This is a genomic window from Alcaligenes sp. AB3 (genome assembly GCF_031844565.1).
Taxonomy (GTDB): Bacteria; Pseudomonadota; Gammaproteobacteria; order Burkholderiales; family Burkholderiaceae_B; genus Alcaligenes; species Alcaligenes faecalis.
Genome location: NZ_JAUZVM010000001.1, coordinates 373,885 through 392,570, shown reverse-complemented (window position 1 = coordinate 392,570; position 18,686 = coordinate 373,885). Strand labels below are relative to the sequence as shown.

17 protein-coding genes and 1 pseudogene are annotated in these 18,686 nt (G+C 55.1%); 6 read left to right on the top strand and 12 right to left on the bottom strand.

Features of this window, described 5'->3' with window-relative positions:
- Positions 1–22: 22 nt before the first annotated feature.
- Both Q9R35_RS01845 and Q9R35_RS01840 read right to left on the bottom strand, forming a co-directional pair.
- On the bottom strand, positions 23–625 hold the full coding sequence (locus Q9R35_RS01845) for a cupin domain-containing protein (RefSeq protein WP_052159462.1): 603 nt from the start codon (positions 623–625) through the stop codon (positions 23–25).
- A gap of 43 nt (positions 626–668) precedes the next feature.
- A complete protein-coding gene (locus Q9R35_RS01840; protein WP_311219262.1) occupies positions 669–1,718 on the bottom strand; it encodes a porin in 1,050 nt (349 codons plus the stop codon).
- 209 nt (positions 1,719–1,927) lie between these two features.
- Here Q9R35_RS01840 and Q9R35_RS01835 point away from each other — a divergent pair, with 209 nt between their 5' ends.
- Positions 1,928–2,737, top strand: a complete 810-nt coding sequence (locus Q9R35_RS01835) for an IclR family transcriptional regulator (RefSeq protein WP_042481939.1) — start codon at positions 1,928–1,930, stop codon at positions 2,735–2,737.
- A 92-nt stretch (positions 2,738–2,829) separates the two neighbouring features.
- Here Q9R35_RS01835 and Q9R35_RS01830 read toward each other — a convergent pair.
- The 6 genes and pseudogenes from Q9R35_RS01830 to Q9R35_RS01805 form a co-directional block, all read right to left on the bottom strand.
- A pseudogene (locus tag Q9R35_RS01830) lies at positions 2,830–3,012 on the bottom strand (DUF2239 family protein); the annotation flags it as partial.
- A gap of 184 nt (positions 3,013–3,196) precedes the next feature.
- Positions 3,197–4,120 carry an ectoine hydroxylase gene (gene thpD, locus Q9R35_RS01825; RefSeq protein WP_063690843.1) on the bottom strand — a complete coding sequence of 308 codons (924 nt, stop codon included), beginning with the start codon at positions 4,118–4,120 and terminating at the stop codon, positions 3,197–3,199.
- 18 nt (positions 4,121–4,138) lie between these two features.
- The gene (locus Q9R35_RS01820; protein ID WP_009456191.1) at positions 4,139–4,531 is read right to left on the bottom strand and encodes an ectoine synthase; all 393 of its coding nucleotides are present in this window, start codon (positions 4,529–4,531) and stop codon (positions 4,139–4,141) included.
- Positions 4,531–5,838, bottom strand: coding sequence for a diaminobutyrate--2-oxoglutarate transaminase (gene ectB, locus Q9R35_RS01815; RefSeq protein WP_009456189.1), 1,308 nt, complete (start codon positions 5,836–5,838; stop codon positions 4,531–4,533). Before ectB ends, Q9R35_RS01820 begins: the two co-directional genes overlap by 1 nt.
- A gap of 95 nt (positions 5,839–5,933) precedes the next feature.
- Entirely contained in the window at positions 5,934–6,491 is a 558-nt protein-coding gene (ectA, locus tag Q9R35_RS01810) for a diaminobutyrate acetyltransferase (protein WP_162090583.1), read from the bottom strand.
- Entirely contained in the window at positions 6,488–7,015 is a 528-nt protein-coding gene (locus tag Q9R35_RS01805; protein WP_197313641.1) for a MarR family winged helix-turn-helix transcriptional regulator, read from the bottom strand. Before Q9R35_RS01805 ends, ectA begins: the two co-directional genes overlap by 4 nt.
- Before the next feature lie 427 nt (positions 7,016–7,442).
- On the opposite strand from Q9R35_RS01805, the gene yddG reads away from it, so the two are divergent.
- A complete protein-coding gene (gene yddG, locus Q9R35_RS01800) occupies positions 7,443–8,354 on the top strand; it encodes an aromatic amino acid DMT transporter YddG (RefSeq protein ID WP_311219260.1) in 912 nt (303 codons plus the stop codon).
- A 164-nt stretch (positions 8,355–8,518) separates the two neighbouring features.
- Here the strand turns inward: yddG and tldD are convergent, their stop codons facing one another.
- Positions 8,519–9,979 carry a metalloprotease TldD gene (gene tldD, locus Q9R35_RS01795; RefSeq protein WP_042481948.1) on the bottom strand — a complete coding sequence of 487 codons (1,461 nt, stop codon included), beginning with the start codon at positions 9,977–9,979 and terminating at the stop codon, positions 8,519–8,521.
- A 528-nt stretch (positions 9,980–10,507) separates the two neighbouring features.
- Between tldD and Q9R35_RS01790 the strand changes: the two genes are divergently transcribed.
- Positions 10,508–10,855: an H-NS family nucleoid-associated regulatory protein gene (locus tag Q9R35_RS01790; RefSeq protein ID WP_009456182.1), complete on the top strand. Its 348-nt coding sequence runs from the start codon at positions 10,508–10,510 to the stop codon at positions 10,853–10,855.
- 94 nt (positions 10,856–10,949) lie between these two features.
- Here the strand turns inward: Q9R35_RS01790 and Q9R35_RS01785 are convergent, their stop codons facing one another.
- A complete protein-coding gene (locus Q9R35_RS01785; RefSeq protein ID WP_052362890.1) occupies positions 10,950–11,597 on the bottom strand; it encodes a DUF4136 domain-containing protein in 648 nt (215 codons plus the stop codon).
- Positions 11,598–11,760: 163 nt separating this feature from the next.
- On the opposite strand from Q9R35_RS01785, the gene pepN reads away from it, so the two are divergent.
- Positions 11,761–14,439 carry an aminopeptidase N gene (gene pepN, locus Q9R35_RS01780; protein WP_311219259.1) on the top strand — a complete coding sequence of 893 codons (2,679 nt, stop codon included), beginning with the start codon at positions 11,761–11,763 and terminating at the stop codon, positions 14,437–14,439.
- Complete coding sequence (locus tag Q9R35_RS01775) at positions 14,436–15,461, top strand: class 1 fructose-bisphosphatase (RefSeq protein ID WP_045930188.1); 1,026 nt, start codon at positions 14,436–14,438, stop codon at positions 15,459–15,461. The genes pepN and Q9R35_RS01775 overlap by 4 nt, the downstream gene beginning before the upstream one ends.
- Before the next feature lie 123 nt (positions 15,462–15,584).
- On the opposite strand, the gene Q9R35_RS01770 is transcribed toward Q9R35_RS01775, so the two are convergent.
- The gene (locus Q9R35_RS01770; RefSeq protein WP_063690852.1) at positions 15,585–16,571 is read right to left on the bottom strand and encodes a quinone oxidoreductase; all 987 of its coding nucleotides are present in this window, start codon (positions 16,569–16,571) and stop codon (positions 15,585–15,587) included.
- A gap of 147 nt (positions 16,572–16,718) precedes the next feature.
- Between Q9R35_RS01770 and Q9R35_RS01765 the strand changes: the two genes are divergently transcribed.
- Positions 16,719–17,579, top strand: a complete 861-nt coding sequence (locus tag Q9R35_RS01765) for a DMT family transporter (protein WP_042481957.1) — start codon at positions 16,719–16,721, stop codon at positions 17,577–17,579.
- Positions 17,580–17,583: 4 nt separating this feature from the next.
- On the opposite strand, the gene Q9R35_RS01760 is transcribed toward Q9R35_RS01765, so the two are convergent.
- Positions 17,584–18,654, bottom strand: a complete 1,071-nt coding sequence (locus tag Q9R35_RS01760) for a tartrate dehydrogenase (RefSeq protein WP_042481959.1) — start codon at positions 18,652–18,654, stop codon at positions 17,584–17,586.
- Positions 18,655–18,686 lie beyond the last annotated feature (32 nt).

The window sequence follows — 18,686 nt, the reverse complement described above, 5'->3', positions numbered from 1 at the left end:
TGGAATCGCTCCTTGATAGGATTTAGGTGGGCTGCTTGTTTTGCGCAGCGGCCTTTGCCTGCATACGCAGCTTCTTGGCGGCAGTCAGCGGATGGTCTTCGGGATAGTCAGGCAAATCAGGCCGGTTCGCCCCCAGCATCACGCACATCAAGGACTCTTCTTGACCCTCATTGCGCAAACCGCGGTACACACCCGGTGGCACCGAAATAACGTCACGTTCGTTCAAGACAACTTCGCAACGCTCTCCCTTGTATTCCAGGAACAGACGGATACTGTCGCCGCGCAAAATGAAAAATGCTTCCTCAACGTCGTGGTGCACATGCAAGGGGCCCTCACAACCAGCAGGCAAGATCATGGTGGAAAACGTGAAATGCTCTGCCGGAATGACGTTGTCGTCATGGGTTACGCCCGCTGCTCCTGTGCCGATGTAGCGAGTTTGCGCTCGACGGTATGTCGGGTTCACCTCTGCTTGCCAACCCAGTGCATTCCAATCGTACTGACGGCTTTTGCGGCGAGCGATGCGTGATTCAATCCACTCTTGCAAACTCTTGTCTTGTGGACGCTTCCAGCTCGCAAACAGAGGAGATTCCTGATCGGGAACCGGCACAATTTGTTCTGTTGTCATATCACTCATGGCTTTCCTTTCTACTCCCAAAACATCAAATCAATCAAAATGAATGCTGCAGCCCAACACCGAGCTGGTGTTTGCGCTGTTTTTCGTCAATAAAGTGGTTGCGCACGCTGTACACGTTGCCCATCGCATACACGTTGGTGCGCTTGGAGAGTTGATAGCGGTAACCTGCTGCAAAACCGCCATTGTTCGAGAGCATGGCGCGCTGATAACTCAGCATGGCCGTCCCTCTTTTTCCAGTAGGAATGGACGCGCCGACCGTAAAGGCGCGATCTTTGTCGCCCCCTGTTTTCACATAACCAGGCGCAGGGTTCAGGTTAATGTTGCGCTGCTCGTTATAGCCGCTGAACAAACGCACGACGCCAAAGTCATAAGACAAACCAAACTGCAGGTTTTGCGCCTTGCGATTATTACTATCTTTAATAGGATTCAAGCGCTCGTAGGTCAGCGCCGCCTTCAAGGGGCCATTGCTATAGCGCAAGCCAGCGGTCAGAACACGATTGTTGTTGGATGAGCCAAAAGACTGTTCATCAGCAGTGGAAAAGCTATAACCAATACCGGCTTCCAGCCCACCGACAACAGGCGTCTGATACGTCACCGCATTGCTCAAGCGACCATCTGCACCGTAGTCGCCGCTTTTATACCCGAAGGTAGAACCGATGCCGTTACCAGACCATGCCACGCCAAACGGGCTGGCAATAAAGGGCGTCCACGAATAGCCAAAAACAGTTTGCCGACCAAACTTCAGTTCACCAAAACCGCCCTTGATTCCTAAGGTTGCTTGCCGTCCAAAGAGGCGGCCTTGGGTGGAGGTGCCGGTCGTCGTCAACAAGCCGCCTTCCATTTGGAAGGTCACGGAATAACCGTTACCCAGGTCTTCACTGCCGCGGATACCAAAGCGCGATTGACCGGCAATCCCGCTGGCCATTCCAAACTTTCTGCTGTCATCTAACTGTTTTTCCAGCAACAGGCCGCTGTCCAGCAAGCCGTAGAGCTGCACGCTGCTTTGCTGGGCGAACGCAGCGCCGTGCCCGGCACACGCCATGACCAATACACCCGCTACTGCCCCCATTCGTCCTTTACTCATCCCTTACCCTTTCTGTTTCACTAGTGAAATGATGTTTTATATTAGGAACAGAAAGTATAAAATCATTTAAACTTCGAGAGAAATGAGTAGAAACCCTTTAAGCATGAATCACTTCAGACGGGCACGCCGTTGTCTATCACAATAGCGGCGCCCACTCTTATACTTAGCCACATCAACCAAACCGCTGTGACCAACACCCAAGAGAGCTTATGAGTACGACTTTGCCGGCACAACAAAACTACACCGTGCCAGGACTGGAGCGTGGCCTGCGCTTGTTGTTCGAATTCAACCGGAACGAGCAGACTTTGACGGCGCCCGAGCTGGCCAAAAGACTGGAGCTTCCCCGCACCACCACTTTCAGATTATTGGCGACACTGGAAAATCTGGGCTTTGTACAGCGTGTGGAAGGTGGCCATACGTATAAATTGGGCATGGCCATTTTGCGACTGGGGTTTGAGTATTTGGCTTCTCTGGAGCTAACCCAATTAGGAACACCGATTCTGGAGCGCGTACGTGATGAAACCGGGCTCTCGTGCAACTTGGCGATTCAAGATGAACATAGCGCCGTCATCATTAGCAAAGTGGCCGCCCCCACCCCATTTGTCAGCACCGTACATGTGGGCACCCGTTTGCCGCTGCATGCCACCCTGCTGGGACGGGTGCTGTTAAGTGATATGAAACCGGCGGATTTGCTGCAGCTGTACCCAGAAAACACACTGCCCAGATTTTCTGAGCGGACGCCTACGACCACGGATATGCTGTACGAACTCATCCGCCAAGATGCCGAGCGTGGCTATGGATACGACGAAGGGTATTTTGAGCCTGAAGTAGGAAGTGCAGCTGTCCCGATACGTAATAAGCAAGGACATATCGTGGCCGCACTGGGTGTGACGATCCCGGTCAGCTACTTGCGCTCCGGCAAGCTGGACACCTCATCCTTAGTCAATACTGTGCGCAGCGCTGCAACAGAACTGTCCCAACTACTGGGTTATCACAGTAGCGAGTCCTCGACCAGATAAGCCATACGGGTAGAGCCTGCAGGCTGCCTGGATCCTCTCCCTTTGCAAACCCGGCTTCAAGTGGGCTTTACAGAGGGAGAGGATGTTTTTTTTCAAGCTTCATTGAGCGCAGAGGCATCTGGATTTTGAGCCAGCTTGATGGCATGCTCCCGCACATCGTCCGGCCAGGCAGCCAGCAGACTTTTGAAGCGCCCCAGCTCATCGGCAAACAAGACTCGCATGGCTTCTTCAAAACCGGGCAAATCGCCATCCAATGCGGTCATGAAATTATAGGTACGTTCCTGGGCCCAGGCCGGTCAGTGCGTTCAAGATCGTCATGTGCCCACAGCTCGCTCCCAAAGGCTTGCCGCCTCATACGTTTAGCAGAATCCTGGACACACAAAAAACGCCCCCTGAAATAAATCCAGGGAGCGTCTTATCCGGCCAAGCCTGCACCCAAGGCGCAGACCTTCTTCTTGCTCAGGACTCCAGCAGCGGTCCACTCAATGGCGTCAGGACAGGGAACTGCCCGCGAGTAGCCACATGCGCAGGACGAGGCGTCAGCCCCTGCTTGGGATCACCCACGCAGTTTTCCACGCTATTATAGACCGTAAACACATTGGCTCGTGGCCAAGGCGAGATATTGCTGGCCGAGCCATGCAAGGTATTGCAGTCAAAAAAGATCACCGAACCGGCCTTGGCAGTAATGGCTTCAATGCCGCCTTGATCCACCAGCAATCGCAGGCTGATTGGATCGGGCACGCCATACTCCTGCTTGCGCAAGGACTCCTTGTAATGGTTGTCCGGCGTTTGCCCCGTGCAGGAGATGAACTGGCGGTGCGAACCCGGCACCAGCATCAAGGGGCCATTGCACACATTATTGTCAGTCAACAGCACCGAGCAGCTTAAGGCGCGCATTTGCGGCATGCCATCTTCGATATGCCAGGTCTCGAAGTCCGAATGCCAGTAAAACTCCTTGCCGGTAAAGCCCGGTTTCAGGTTGGCACGGGACTGATGCACATACACATCCGAGCCCAGAATCTGACGGGCCACATCCAGCACGCGCGGATCACGTACCAGGCGGGCAATCAGTTCGCTTAATTCATGCACACGAAAGATCGAGCGCACGGCCTGACTGCCTTTTTCCACCACAGCCTCTTCACGCGACAAGATGCCGGGGTCCGTGCTCATGGCTTCCACATTGCCCAGCAAGGCTTGCACTTCCTGCGCATTGAACAAATCGGGCAGCAGCAAAAAGCCGTTGTCCTCATACTCCCGCAACTGGGACTTGTTCAAAGGCTGGCTACCTACCGGATCCGGATACACCACCGGCTCCTGGCGGCTGACGATGGCCGCCGTTCGTTCTGTACGGGATGTGTACAGATCGCTCATGGTCACTGTCATCATGCTCTCCTTAAGTCTTCAGTCTTCCACGATGGCTGGGTAAACCCCTTTCTCATCGTGAACTTCCTGACCGGTCAAGGGCGGATTGAATACGCAGATCACTCGCAGCGGCTCTTTGCCACCGCGCAAATAGTGTTCATCGTGCTGGTCCAGGGCATAGACCACGCCTGGGCCCAAATCGTATTTCTTGCCGTCGGCAACTGTTTCGATTTCACCATCGCCCTCGATGCACCACACCGCTTCCAGGTGATTCTGGTAGTGGATGTGCGTTTCGGTGCCAGGAAAAATAACGGTTTCATGAAAGGAAAAACCCATGCCGTCTTTCTTGAGCAAGACACGGCGGCTGACCCAGGTATCTGTGCGCACCTCGTCACGGGTTCCAATCACATCTTGTACGTTCTTCACCAACATTAGCGTGCTCCTCCAATCTTCAGAATCTTGGCCTGGCTGCCGCGCTTGGACAGGCACTGGGCCACGCTGCGTTCAATAATGTCCAGACCTTGAGTCAGCTCTTCATTGCTGATCGTCAGGGCAGGCAGCAGCTTCAGAACTTCGTCGTGGGCGCCCGAGGTTTCAATCACCAGACCTTGCTTGAAAGCCTGTGCAGCAATTTCATTGGCCAGACCGGCACCCGGTGGGGTCACCAGCCCCTGGATCAGGCCGCGACCGCGCACGCTCAAGCCACGATCGGGATAGCTGTGCACCAGGTTTTCCAGCCAGTCGCGCACTTGGCGCTCCTTACCCTGGATCTCGGCTTCAAAATCCTCGTTGGCCCAGTAGCTTTCCAGAGCTTGAGCCGCGGTCACGAAAGCCAGGTTATTGCCACGGAAGGTGCCGTTATGGGCGCTCGGCTTCCACACATCCAGTTCAGGACGCAGCAAAACCAGAGACATGGGCAAGCCAAAACCGGACAGGGATTTGGACAAGGTGATGATGTCAGGGCTGATACCAGCCTGCTCAAAGCTGAAGAAGCGGCCAGTACGACCACAACCGACCTGGATGTCATCGACAATCAGCAGCATGTCGTGCTCGCGGCACAGACGCTGCAACTCACGCAGCCAGCGCTGTGTGGCAACGTTCACGCCCCCTTCACCCTGCACGGTTTCCACGATGACCGCGGCAGGATGGTCCAGGCCACTGCTGGGATCTTCCAGCAAGCGCTCCAGATAAGCCATCGTATTGACGTCCGGGCCCAAATACCCGTCATAAGGCATGAACGAGGTATTGCCCAGGGCCACACCCGCTGCACTACGGAACTTGGAATTCGCCGTCACTGCCAGGGAACCCGTGCTGACGCCGTGGAAACCGTGCGTAAAGGAAATCACATTCTGGCGGCCTTTGACCTGGCGTGCCAGTTTTAACGCCGCCTCTACGGCATTGGTGCCGGTAGGCCCCGTAAACTGCAAGCGGTAGTCCCACCCGCGCGGTTTGAGCAGCACTTTGTCCACCGTTTCAAGAAAGTATTTCTTGGCGCTGGTGGCCATGTCCAAACCGTGTACCAAGCCGTCGGTGTTCAGGTATTCAATCAGCTTTTCTTTCAGATGAGGGTTGTTGTGCCCATAGTTGAGCGTACCGGCCCCACTGAAAAAATCGATGTATTGTCTGCCTGACTCGTCCTCCAAGACCGAGCCTCGGGCTTTGTTGAAAATGACCGGAAAGGACCGGACGTAGCCCCTTACTTCAGACTCCATCCGGTCGAATATTTTTAAGTCAGTCATATTTCCTCTCCTGGTTATAGAACGGCGTGTCTTGAGCCGACAAACAACAATCAGCGAACCAGACCGGCTCTACCGTTCTTTTGCGTAAAGTCCCCTTATCCAGAGTCCAAGGGGCCGATTCGTAATAGAGGTTCTGCCTCGTGAGCCTGATCGGCAAACAAGGCGGTATCAAAGAATTCCTGTTCCTGCATGGGCACACCCCAACGCCGCGCCATGGCCGCAAACAGGCCACGCGAGGCCCGGTTGCCAGGGCTGACCGTCGTTTCCAGATAGCGCAGGGAACGGCCACGCAGACGCTGCTTCAGGTGGTCCAGCATGGCCTGCCCCAAACGACGCCCACGAGCGCGCTCATGCACGGCCACTTGCCACACAAAAAGCACATCAGGACGGTCGGGGAGAAAGTAGGCAGAGATGAAACCGTCTATTTGTTCCCCACGCTGCGCGATAACGCAGGTCTGGGAAAAGTGCTCGCTGAGCAGCAAATAGAGATATTCAGAATTCAGATCCAGTGGCGGGCTGTCGGCAATCAACTGATGGATGGCGGCGGCATCACGCAACAGGGGCGCACGCAGTATCAGCGCCGGGTCACTGGGGGCAGGATCGGCGGCAGTCACGCTGCCGGCCGAACTGCCCGGACTAGGTCGGTCCGTCAAACCACCAACCCGGATTCGGGGGGTACATCCCCTTCCGGGACCTCAAGAATAGGCGAGGCCGTATCGTCGGCCTCCAGCACAACATCGGGGTCAGCGTCGAGCAAACGCACAATGCGCTCCAGGGACAAGGTCATGGTGGCCTGTTCCAGCTCGGGCAGCTCTTTCAAGGCGTCCGACAACTTCTTTTGCAAGGGGGACGGCGTGTCATGTGCCAAGGTCTTCCCTTCAGGTGTCGCACTAACAAAAACAATCCGTCGATCTTCACGACCGCGCTCGCGCAGCACCAGTTTCTTGTCTTCCAGGCGATCCAGAATACCGACCACGGTGCTGGGGCTGACATGCATTTCGCGGCTGATGGCCGTGGCCGTCAGCGGGCCTTTCTCAATAATGGTACGCAGGCAGATCAACTGGGGCGCGGTGATATTGCTGTACGCCGACAGTTGCCTGGAATGCAGGGCAATCGAGCGCGTGATCTGGCGCAAGGCCCGCAAAATTCGTAAATCGTAGTGTTGATCTGTGGTCATTTAATTAGCCAAACAAAATAATTCAGCACGATTAATTCGTGTTGAAATGATATGCCTAGAAAAGATCTAAGTCAAACCGATTTACACTCAAAATCATACGGAGCGTAAACCCGTGGATCTGACTCAAAACTGAAAAAAATGTAAGCGCCTGCCCCTTTCGCAGCGGGCAAGCAAGCGGGCGCAATGCCCTGCTCCTGGCCTTCTTGTCGAGGAACAGAGCAAGGCAGCGTGAAGCTTACAGTACACTGCCAGGAGTCCCTGCCGGGGCTGTCACTCCTGGCCTTGCCCAAGACATGACGTGCTGCATCAGAATCCTGCTTGCAAACCGCCACAGCCTGATACAAACCCGGTCCATTAACCCATAAGTCTGTTGGCCACGTAAAGCCGCTCCCGGTTCACGGTGCGCCCGCCAGACATAGAAACCAGCATGAAGCAATCTGATAAGGCAACCCTGATCGGGCTGATCGCCATTGTCCTTTGGAGCACGATTGTCGGCCTGATACGCAGCGTCAGCGACTCTCTGGGCGTAACCGGCGGCGCTGCCCTGATTTACACCCTGGCCTCGGTCTTTCTTCTTTTATCAGTGGGCTGGGTACGCTTGCGCGACTTTCCGCGTCGCTACCTGATCTGGGGCAGTGTGCTGTTTGTCTGCTATGAACTCTGTCTGGCCCTGTCCATCGGCTATGCCCACAACAGCCAGCAGGCAATTGAAGTGGGGATGGTCAACTATCTGTGGCCGACCTTTACCATTGTGGCCGCCATCTTGTTCAATAAGCAAAAAGCCAATGGGCTGCTTGCACCCGGCCTGCTCTTGTCCATGATGGGGATCAGCTGGATTCTGGGCGGCGAGCAAGGCTTGAGCCTGCACAACATCTGGCTGAATGTGCAGGACAATCCCTTGAGCTACGGCCTGGCCTTTAGCGGCGCGCTGATCTGGGCCGGCTACAGCACCATGACCGCCCGCATCGCCCAGGGCAAAAATGGCATCACCCTGTTTTTCATGCTGACGGCAGCGGCCTTGTGGGTGAAGTACCTGGTCCAAGGTGCTCCTGCCATGACGTTTACGGTTCCCGCCTTGGTGTATTTGCTGCTGGCGGCCATGGCGATGGGCTTTGGCTATGCCGCCTGGAATGTCGGTATTTTGCATGGCAATGTCACCATCCTGGCCGGCGCTTCCTACTTTATTCCGGTATTTTCAGCCGCCCTGTCCACCGTTTTGCTGCAAGCTTCGTTGACGCTGACCTTCTGGCAAGGCTCGGCCATGGTGTGTTTGGGTGCCCTGCTATGCTGGCTGGCCATCCGGGTTCGCAAACCCCGGTCACTAAAAAGCGCTGCCTGAAAAAACCATATTCATTAATTCCGACGCCATTGTGCCTGCTGCGCAAAAATCAAAATAAAAAGCCGTTTGCTGCGCTGCAAAAAAAGTCGCATAAAAAAAGACCGCCCCAGTTAATTCAACTTCGGGCGGTCTTTTTATGGGTTTTGCTTAGCCAGCAAATTAAATCAGGCGGTTCCACCTACGGTCAGGTTTTCCATCCGCACGGTAGGAATACCGACTCCAACCGGAACGCTTTGACCTTCTTTACCGCAAGTGCCCACTCCAGAATCCAGCTGCATGTCATTACCGATCATACTGATCTGATTCATGGCATCGGGTCCGCTACCAATCAGGGTGGCACCTTTCACGGGATACATCAGTTTGCCGTTTTCAATCACCCAGGCTTCCGAGGCGGAGAAAACAAACTTACCGCTAGTAATATCAACCTGACCCCCACCAAAGTCTACGGCATATAAACCTTTTTTAACCGAAGCAATAATTTCCTGTGGATCCTTATCGCCTCCCAACATAAAGGTGTTGGTCATGCGCGGCATGGGCAGACTGGCGTAGGATTCCCGACGGCCATTCCCCGTAATCGCCGCGCCCATCAAGCGTGCATTATGGGTATCTTGCAAATAGCCTTTCAAAATACCGTCTTCAATCAAGACCGTACGTTGTGTGGCATTGCCCTCGTCATCCATATTCAAGGAGCCACGACGGTTTTCCAGGGTGCCATCGTCAATGACAGTAACGCCTTTGGATGCCACACGCTGGCCAATACGGCCCGAGAACAGGCTGCTGCCGCGACGGTTGAAGTCGCCTTCCAAACCGTGGCCCACGGCTTCGTGCAGCATGACGCCAGGCCAGCCTGGGCCCAGAACCACCGTCATCTGACCGGCAGGCGCGGGTTTGGCTTCCAGGTTTGTCATGGCAGAACGCACCGCCTTGTCCACGTAGCTGCGCAGCATATCATCGGAGAAATAGGACAGATCAACCCGCCCGCCCCCCGCTGCCGAACCACGTTCACGACGGCCATTCTGTTCAACAATCACCGACAAGGACAAATGCACCAGGGGTCGGACATCGGCGGCCAGACGACCATCGCTGCCAGCCACCAGCACGACATCGTATTCCGCCCCCAGGCTGGCCATGACCTGCACAACGCGTGAATCTGCTGCGCGCGCCAAGGCATCCAGCCGCCCTAACAAAGCCACTTTTTCAGGGGCAGGCAAGCTGGCGATAGGATCTGTGCCGGTATACAAAGTGGGGCGCTGCGTATCGGCCGGCACCAGAATGCCGCTTTTACCCGAACCGCCCTGGCGAGCAATCGAGCGCACCACGCGAGCCGACGACAGCAAAGCTTCGGGACTCAGGGAATCCGAATAAGCAAAGGCGGTTTTCTCGCCGCTTAATGCGCGCACACCCACACCCTGCTCAATGGAAAAGCTGCCGCTCTTGACGATTCCTTCGTCCAGCGCCCAGCCTTCGCTGCGGGTGTACTGAAAATACAAATCGGCATAGTCAGCCTGATGGGTGAAGATCTCACCCAGCGCACCGGACAAATGGCTTTCATTCAAGCCCCAAGGCTCAAGCAACAGTCCACGGGCGCATTCCAGGGCATTGATAGCCGGATCAACTAACTTCATCGTTTATTCCTACTGACAGATCCCCGGCAAGCCCATGGCTGCAAGGGACGAAAATGGGTACCAGCAGACGTGCTGACATCAACTTGGCTTCCGTCCATCTGAGCATTAAAACAGAATGTGCCACCGTATGCGATGCCGACGTACGGATCGGGCCAATAAGGGGCCCTCTGTGCCCAAAATCAGCCTATTGAACTAATAGGTTCAAAAATTCCAATTCCGACATTTTCTGATACGGAATTAAAACTATTTTAAAATCTTTCTAATTAGAAATGCACCTATATGGTTTTGATATAAACCCATTCGGTTTCATGATAACCCCTGATTAGATTAATTAATCAAGAGCCATAGAATTGCCTAATACCCTTAAATAATTACAAAAACCAAACAGCTTTTTGATTAAGCGTTTATTTTTTATCCAAACCACTTATCTTTTCAAGAAAATCAAAGTACACTGCTTTCACATGATAAACATGAGCTTGTGCAGGCAGGGTTTATCAGATAACTACAAACATGAAACAGGAATCCTATATGTCAGTCGAAACTTACAGCTCCGCAAAGCAGAAGATAGAAAAAGAGATTCTCCGTCTGCAAAAGCAGATGAAATCTCTTCGAGTCAAACAGCGTCGTCCTGTCATCGCATCTATCGTCAAGTCCATGCAAGATAACGAGATCACGATTGAAGAAGTCGCTGAAGCTCTGGAAAATTCCGCCCGCCGCGGTGCTGGTGCTGGTTCCAACGGCCCTAAAACCAGCCTGCCTCCCAAATACCGCCACCCCGGCACCCAGGACACCTGGACTGGCCGTGGCCGCCCACCACGTTGGATCATTGATGCAGAAGCCAATGGCCGCAGCCGTGAAGAGTTCCTTATCAAATAAGTACGGACACCGAACAAAAGAAAGGGACCGCTTGAAAAAGCGGTCCCTTTCTTATTGATATAAAACCCCTACATAATGCCGGAGTTCTAGCGACTCAATCCCGAGCTAATGGATATCGGATATCAATCACTTGTCCATTATTACCGGGGAAGCCATCAAATATGGCCTGGGACAAAAATGGCATCTGCTGGTCCAGGTTGTCGGAATGGCTATAAGACACGGCTGTAGCACGATACACTTCTGCGCCCGAGTTTTGATTATCTGTAATGATTACATTTAGATAATTTTTATACACAGTGACAGGAACATTCACTACATTCGGAGAATAAAAGAAACCGCCGCCCCAACCATCATTTGGCGCATAATAGCCGCGGCCAATTCCCCAAGCAGATGGACCATAAAAACTATCGGCAAATTGTGGCACCCAGCTTTGTTCCTGCGGATTGCCATAATCCATTTGCACCACAAAACGTGCCGCTTTCAGATCCGGCGCTTGCACCAGCCCCGTCACCCCGATAGAGGCCCGCACAGAATCAGCAAAAGATTGATATTGCAGACTATTACTTTTGTCTGGCGAGGACTTGATGTAATACGTATCACCGCTGGTGGCTGTGGGCCATTGCTGATAACGCGTCAATTTGGCAGACCAGCTAGGCGCAGCGCAAGCCGTGGTCAATACCGCAAGTGCCAGGCTCATCAGGCGTAGGGCGCGCCAGGAAAACCCTTCAGAAAATAACGTCATAGTTTCACCCTTGCTTGTTTTTCGTTTGCACGTTCAAGCCCGATTAATGACAGCACCGTAGCGCCGACGAACAATTAGTTTACTGCCTGTTTCTGGCGTCCAGTGTGGTCGTTCAAACAACATTACAATAGACCATATTTTTCGATTGTCGGACCAGGATCACATGCGCACAGACACCTTACCTACGATCTCCCGCCACGATTACCAGCCCTACCCCTATCAAATAGAAAAGGTACGGCTGGAATTTGATTTGGCGGCCGAGCAAACCTTGGTTCGTCTGGCTTTTCGAGCCAGCAGCCGGGACGGCCAGATCCGCCCCCTGGTACTGGATGGCGAAGATATTGAACTGCTCGAAGTCAGTATCAACGGCGTCGCCCTGACCGCCCAGGATTACCAGCTTGATGAACAGGGGCTGACACTCTCGCCCCAGACGGCAGAATTTGATCTGGTGCTGGTGAGCCGTTGCCGCCCGCAAGACAACACCATGCTGATGGGCTTGTATGTCTCGGGTAAGAATCTGTTTACCCAGTGTGAAGCCCAGGGCTTTCGCCGCATTACCTTCTTTCCGGACCGCCCAGATGTCATGTCCCGTTATGAAGTGGTGCTGCGCGGCGATGCCAAGCTTTACCCGTATCTGCTTTCCAACGGCAATTTGCTGGAAAGCACCACGCTGGACGATGGCCGTACCCAGGCAATCTGGGAAGATCCTTTTCCAAAACCTTCTTATTTATTTGCATTGGTTGCGGGCGATTTTGATGTGCGCGAACGCGAAATCAAAAAGGCCAACGGTCAGCCTGCCCTATTACAAGTTTATTGCGATCGTGGTGATGGCGATAAAACAGAATGGGCCATGGAATGCCTGGAACATTCGGTACGCTGGGATGAACAACGCTTTGGCCTGGAACTGGATCTGGACCGCTTCATGATTGTGGCCGCTCGCGACTTCAATATGGGCGCGATGGAAAACAAGGGCCTGAACATCTTTAATGCCGCCTATGTGCTGGCCGATGCACAAAGCACTACCGATGCCTCCTTCCACGCTGTTGAAGCGGTCATAGGTCACGAGTATTTCCATAACTGGACGGGCAACCGCGTCACCTGCCGTGACTGGTTCCAGCTCTCCCTGAAAGAAGGCCTGACGGTTTTCCGCGATCAGGAATTCTCGGCCGACATGCTGGCTCAAGGGCTGGACGGTGCTCAAGCTGCCAGTGCCCGTGCCGTCAAACGCATTGATGATGTCAGCGTCCTACGCGCAGCCCAGTTCCCTGAAGATGCCGGCCCAATGGCTCACCCCATTCGCCCCGAGAGCTATCAGGAAATCAGCAACTTTTACACCGCCACGATTTACGAAAAAGGCGCCGAAGTCATTCGCATGCAGCACACCTTGCTGGGCGAAGAAAACTTCCAGGCCGGTATTCGTGAATACTTCAAGCGCCACGACGGCCAGGCAGTGACTTGCGATGACTTTGTGGACAGCATGGACAGCGTGTATCGCCAGGCCAAACCTGGCCAAAGCCTGGAGCAGTTCCGCCGCTGGTATCAGCAAGCGGGAACCCCGCGTGTTCAGGTCAGCCTGCAACATGACCCAGCCGCCCAGACCGCCACGCTGACCCTGCGTCAAAGCAATGCGCCTGCCGGCATCGAGAACAAATCCACACCCAAGCCGCCTTTGCATATCCCCTTTGCCCTGGGCATGCTGGATCAGCAAGGCACACCACTGACTCTGCATCTGGACGGTCAGCAAGGCGATACGCTGGTACTGGATTTCACCGAAACCGAACAAAGCTGGACCTTCACGCAGATTCCTGAAGCGCCGGTTCTGTCCTTGCTGCGCAACTTCTCTGCACCAGTGCGGGTGGACTACTACCGCCCGGATTCCGAACTGGCTCTGCTGGCCCGTCACGACACGGATCCGTTTGCACGATGGGAAGCCGCACAGCTGCTGGCTACCCGTCTGATTTTGTCCTCGGCATCAGGACGCACACCTTCGGCTGCACAATTGGCGACGGTGGTGCAAACCTGGCATGCGCTGGTACAAGATCCTGCCTTGAGCCCTGCTTACAAGGCCCGCATCCTGTCCCTGCCCAGCGAACGCGAATTGCTGGAACAAACCAAGCCCATGACCCCGCGTACCGTGGTTCAGGCTCGTCGCCAGCTGCAACGTGAACTGGGTCTGGCCCTGACGCCCTACTGGCAGGAGCTGTATCAATACCTGAGCCTGGAACAAGCTCCCTACAGCCCCGACGCCTTGCAGGCTGGCCAGCGCTCCTTGCGCAATCTGGCCCTGAATTACCTGCTGGTGGCCGGAGTGAATACCGGCCCGCAGTTGGCACGCAATCAATATGATCAGGCCACCAATATGACTGATCGCATGGGTGCTCTTAGTGCGCTGGTGAACTACGGTGACGAAGAAGATCGTCAGGACGGTCTGGATGACTTTTTCCAGCGCTGGCAGGACAATCCCCTGGTGCTGGATCGCTGGTTCAGCTTGCAGGCCACCGCCCCCAGCACACAAGTTGCCCAGGTGCGCGCCCTGATGCTGCATCCTGCTTTCTCGATGCGCAATCCCAACCGCGCCCGCTCTCTGATTTTCCAGTTCTGCATGAATAATATGCAGGCTGCACACACGCCCGAAGGCTATGCTTTCTGGGCCGAGCAAGTCATTGCCCTGGACAAGCTCAACCCGGAAATCTCTGCCCGTCTGGCCCGTGTATTTGATAATTGGGCCCGCTTTGAACCGGAAGCCCGCGACCAGCTCAAAGCAGCGCTGGAGCGTATTCAGGCCGAACCCGGCCTGTCGGGCAATGTGGCCGAAATCGTACATAAAGCATTAACTCTTTGACCTCGGAGTCTGTCTTGAAGAAAAACCTTACTCAGTATCTGGTGGAGCAACAGCGCCAGAAGAAAACGGTCACCGCCGACGTGCGCCTGCTGCTGGAAACCGTAGCACGCGCCTGCAAGGCCATTGGCCATGCCGTCAGCAAAGGGGCGCTGGGCGGCGTTCTGGGTTCTCTGGACTCCGAAAACGTCCAGGGCGAAGTGCAGAAGAAGCTGGACGTACTGTCCAACGAAATCCTGCTGGAAGCCAATGAATGGGGCGGTAACCTGGCTGCCATGGCCTCCGAGGAAATGGACACCCTGCACCGCATTCCCGACTACTACCCCAAGGGCGAAAACCTGCTCTTGTTCGATCCTCTGGATGGCTCGTCCAACATCGACGTGAACGTCTCCATTGGCACCATTTTCTCGGTGCTGAGCGTACCGCCCGAAGCACGTGACCGCGTGATCGAAGAGCAGGACTTCCTGCAACCTGGCGTGCGTCAAGTGGCCGCCGGTTATGCTATTTACGGTCCGCAAACCATGCTGGTGCTGACGGTAGGTGATGGCGTGGCCGCCTTCACGCTGGACAAGGAAATGGGCTCCTGGGTGCTGACCACCGAGCGCGTTACCATTCCTGAGGACACCTCGGAATTTGCCATCAACATGTCCAATATGCGTCACTGGGAAGCCCCGGTAAAACGCTATATCGACGACTGCCTGGCGGGTCCCGAAGGCCCATTGGGCAAAAACTACAATATGCGCTGGATCGCGTCCATGGTGGCCGATGTACACCGCATCCTGACCCGTGGCGGCATCTTCATGTACCCCCGCGATGCCCGCGCCTCCGGTCGCAAAGGCAAGCTGCGTTTGATGTACGAAGCCAATCCCATGAGCTTCCTGGTCGAGCAGGCCGGTGGCATGTCGATTGACGGCACACAGCGCATTCTGGACGTTCAGCCTACCGAACTGCATCAGCGCATTGGCGTGATTCTGGGTTCGCGCAATGAAGTCGAGCGCGTGCGTCAGTACCACGAGCAAGGCTGATTTCTGTCCGCCAATCCTCGGCGGATACAGCACTGCCAAATGAAAATGGCCTCCTTGTCGGAGGCCATTTTTTTAAAGCAATACGATTGCGGCTGACTGCTCGTCACCGCCCGATAACCCGCCTTAATCCAGCGTCAAAACCGTAGAGCCCGTCGTACGACGACCGGCCAGATCTTCATGCGCCTTGGCAACCTGATCCAACGGAAAACGCTGACCGATCAGCGGCTTGATCTTGCCTTGCAGCACCAGCTCGAACATCTCGTCGGCAGCAGCCTGCATGGTTTCCTGCGTAGGCACATACGCACCCAGCACAGGGCGAGTCACATACAAGGACCCTTTGGATGCCAGCGTCGCCAGATTCACACCCGTTACCGGGCCGGAAGCATTGCCAAAGCTGACCATCAAGCCACGCGGCTGCAAGCAATCCAGCGAGCGCTCCCAGGTGTCCTTGCCCACGCCGTCATACACAACAGGTACTTTCTGGCCATTGGTCAGTTCCAGCACGCGCTGCACTACGTCTTCGTGCGAATAATCAATGACTTCCCAAGCGCCATTTTCTTTAGCCAAAGCGGCTTTTTCGGGACTGGAAACCGTACCAATCAACTTCACGCCCAAAGCACGAGCCCATTGGCAGGCGTACAAGCCCACGCCACCGGCAGCCGCATGGAACAGAATCGTCTGGCCTTCGTGCACGCGATAGGTCTGGCGCAGCAAATACCAGCACGTCAGACCTTTAAGCATCATGGCCGCCGCCTGCTCAAAAGTGATTCCATCAGGAATACGAACGACGCGATCAGCAGGTACATTCCGTGCTTCGGCATACGCCCCCAGGGGACTTTGACCGTAAGCGACGCGATCACCCACTTTCAGGTGCGTGACGCCCGAACCGACTGCCTCCACAATGCCGGACGCTTCAAAACCCAAACCATGTGGCAAGGGGTTGCTGTAGAGGCCATTACGGAAATAGATATCAATAAAGTTCAAACCCACCGCTTTCTGTCGGATGGTGACTTCCTTTTCCTGCGGAGCGGGTAACTCTACCGAAGCCCATTGCAATACCTCCGGGCCTCCATTACGTTCAATCCGTATCGCCTTAACCGTCTGCGTCATTGTTTACTCCTTTGATGAGGGGCCCGTGGCAATGTCTTAGAATAATGCCTTACACGTATTGCCTGCCCGACCCCGCTGCCCTATCGCTGGCTGATATAAAGCACCAGAATAGCCTAAATTTGACTCTTTTTTCTCGGATCGCTTTCCATGACGCATGGACGTGCTCTGGCTGCCATTCATGTGGCCGCCGTTCTGTTCGGACTGACCGGTATTTTTGGTGAACTCATCCAGGTCGGCGCCATGCTGATCACGGCTGGCCGGGCCAGTTTTGCAGTGCTGGCCTTGTTTATCAGTATCCGCTCTCAAGGACGTGGCCTGGGTCAGGGCATGAAAGCCGCGGACTTTCGCACCCTGCTTATGGCCTCCATCATGCTGGCCATTCACTGGGCCACTTTTTTCGTGGCCGTCAAAGTGGGCGGTGTGGCCATTGCCACCCTGGGTTTTGCCAGCTTCCCGGCCTTCATTACCTTGTGTGAATGGGCCGTGCTGCGCGAGCGCGTCACCGTGTCGGAATGGATCATTCTGGCTCTGGTCACCTTTGGCTTGTTGCTGGTGACCCCCTCTTTCGATTTCCAGGATCAATCTACCATTGGCCTGGCCTGGGCGATTGCCTCCGGCTTTACCTTCGCCATGTTCACCCTGATCAACCGCCGCGCCGCCAAGCATTTGTCGGCACAGCAAGTGGCCTGGTGGGAAAACCTGTTTGTCGCCTTGATGTGCTGGCCTTTCGCCATACCGCTGCTGGGCGACAGCACGCTGGTGGACTGGGTATGGATTGCACTGCTGGGAGTGTTTTGTACGGCCTTGTCGCACTACCTGCTGGTCTCTGCGCTAACCGTTCTGAATGCTCGCAGCGCCGGGATTGTGATCGCCCTGGAACCTGTCTACGCCATCGCCTTTGCGGCTCTGCTCTTCGCTCAATACCCCAGCAGCCGTGCGCTGCTGGGTGGCGCCATCATGATTGGCGCCATCACCTGGGCGGGCTTGCGCCCACCCAAGTCCAGCTAATGGTTTAGGCCATCGCTTCCAGAACCTGGGCAACGGCGGCACCGACTTCTGCAGTGCTGGCCTGGCCGCCCAGATCAGGGGTACGTGGGCCGTTGGCCAAAACCTGCTCAATGGCTTGCACCACTTCGGCGGCGGCCTGCGGGTAGCCCAGGAAATCCAGCATCAAGGCACCACTCCAGATCTGACCGACCGGGTTGGCAATGCCCTTGCCGTAGATATCCGGGGCCGAGCCGTGCACGGGCTCAAACAAGGATGGGAACACACGTTCGGGGTTCAGGTTGGCCGACGGTGCAATACCGATGGTGCCAGTACATGCCGGGCCCAGATCGGACAAGATATCGCCAAACAGGTTGGAAGCCACGACTACATCGAACCAGTCCGGGTGCTGCACAAAGTGCGCGCACAGAATGTCGATGTGATACTTGTCCCACTTCACATCCGGGTATTGCTCGCCCATGGCTGCCACGCGGGAATCCCACCAGGGCATGGAAATCGAGATACCGTTGGATTTGGTCGCCGCGGTAACGTGTTTGCCACGCTTTTTAGCCAGCTCAAAAGCGAACTTCAAGACACGGTCTGTACCGGTGCGGGTAAAGACGCTTTCCTGAATCACCACTTCGCGCTGCGTGCCTTCAAACATGATGCCGCCGCTATTGGAGTACTCGCCTTCGGTATTCTCGCGCACGATGAAGAAATCAATATCACCGGGCTCACGACCTGCCAGTGGCGAACGCACGCCGGGCATCAAACGCACGGGACGCAAGTTGATGTACTGATCGAATTCACGACGGAACTTGAACAGGGACTCCCACAGCGAAACGTGGTCAGGCACCAGATCGGGCCAGCCCATGGCACCAAAGAAAATGGCCTCGGTATCCATCAGTTGGGCTTTCCAGTCCGAGGGCATCATGGTGCCGTGCTTCTGATAGTAGTCCGAGCTCCAGTCCAGCACTTTCCAATCAAAATTGATGGCGTGACGACGAGCGGCCACTTCCAGAATACGCAGCCCTTCGGGCATGACTTCCTTGCCGATCCCGTCTCCCGCGATCACGGCAATACGATGAACTTTACTCATTCCTCTTTCCTTGTGGTTTTACATGGCCTCAA

Excerpts from the sequence above, each read along its gene's own strand:
- ectB (WP_009456189.1), bottom strand. The coding sequence starts at position 5,838 with ATGACTGACTTAAAAATATTCGACCGGATGGAGTCTGAAGTAAGGGGC.
- Q9R35_RS01785 (WP_052362890.1), bottom strand. The coding sequence starts at position 11,597 with ATGACGTTATTTTCTGAAGGGTTTTCCTGGCGCGCCCTACGCCTGATG.
- Q9R35_RS01840 (WP_311219262.1), bottom strand. The coding sequence starts at position 1,718 with ATGAGTAAAGGACGAATGGGGGCAGTAGCGGGTGTATTGGTCATGGCG.
- pepN (WP_311219259.1), top strand. The coding sequence starts at position 11,761 with ATGCGCACAGACACCTTACCTACGATCTCCCGCCACGATTACCAGCCC.
- Q9R35_RS01805 (WP_197313641.1), bottom strand. The coding sequence starts at position 7,015 with ATGACCACAGATCAACACTACGATTTACGAATTTTGCGGGCCTTGCGC.
- Q9R35_RS01770 (WP_063690852.1), bottom strand. The coding sequence starts at position 16,571 with ATGACGCAGACGGTTAAGGCGATACGGATTGAACGTAATGGAGGCCCG.
- tldD (WP_042481948.1), bottom strand. The coding sequence starts at position 9,979 with ATGAAGTTAGTTGATCCGGCTATCAATGCCCTGGAATGCGCCCGTGGA.
- Q9R35_RS01760 (WP_042481959.1), bottom strand. The coding sequence starts at position 18,654 with ATGAGTAAAGTTCATCGTATTGCCGTGATCGCGGGAGACGGGATCGGC.
- Q9R35_RS01835 (WP_042481939.1), top strand. The coding sequence starts at position 1,928 with ATGAGTACGACTTTGCCGGCACAACAAAACTACACCGTGCCAGGACTG.
- Q9R35_RS01765 (WP_042481957.1), top strand. The coding sequence starts at position 16,719 with ATGACGCATGGACGTGCTCTGGCTGCCATTCATGTGGCCGCCGTTCTG.
- Q9R35_RS01790 (WP_009456182.1), top strand. The coding sequence starts at position 10,508 with ATGTCAGTCGAAACTTACAGCTCCGCAAAGCAGAAGATAGAAAAAGAG.
- Q9R35_RS01820 (WP_009456191.1), bottom strand. The coding sequence starts at position 4,531 with ATGTTGGTGAAGAACGTACAAGATGTGATTGGAACCCGTGACGAGGTG.
- yddG (WP_311219260.1), top strand. The coding sequence starts at position 7,443 with ATGAAGCAATCTGATAAGGCAACCCTGATCGGGCTGATCGCCATTGTC.
- Q9R35_RS01845 (WP_052159462.1), bottom strand. The coding sequence starts at position 625 with ATGACAACAGAACAAATTGTGCCGGTTCCCGATCAGGAATCTCCTCTG.
- thpD (WP_063690843.1), bottom strand. The coding sequence starts at position 4,120 with ATGACAGTGACCATGAGCGATCTGTACACATCCCGTACAGAACGAACG.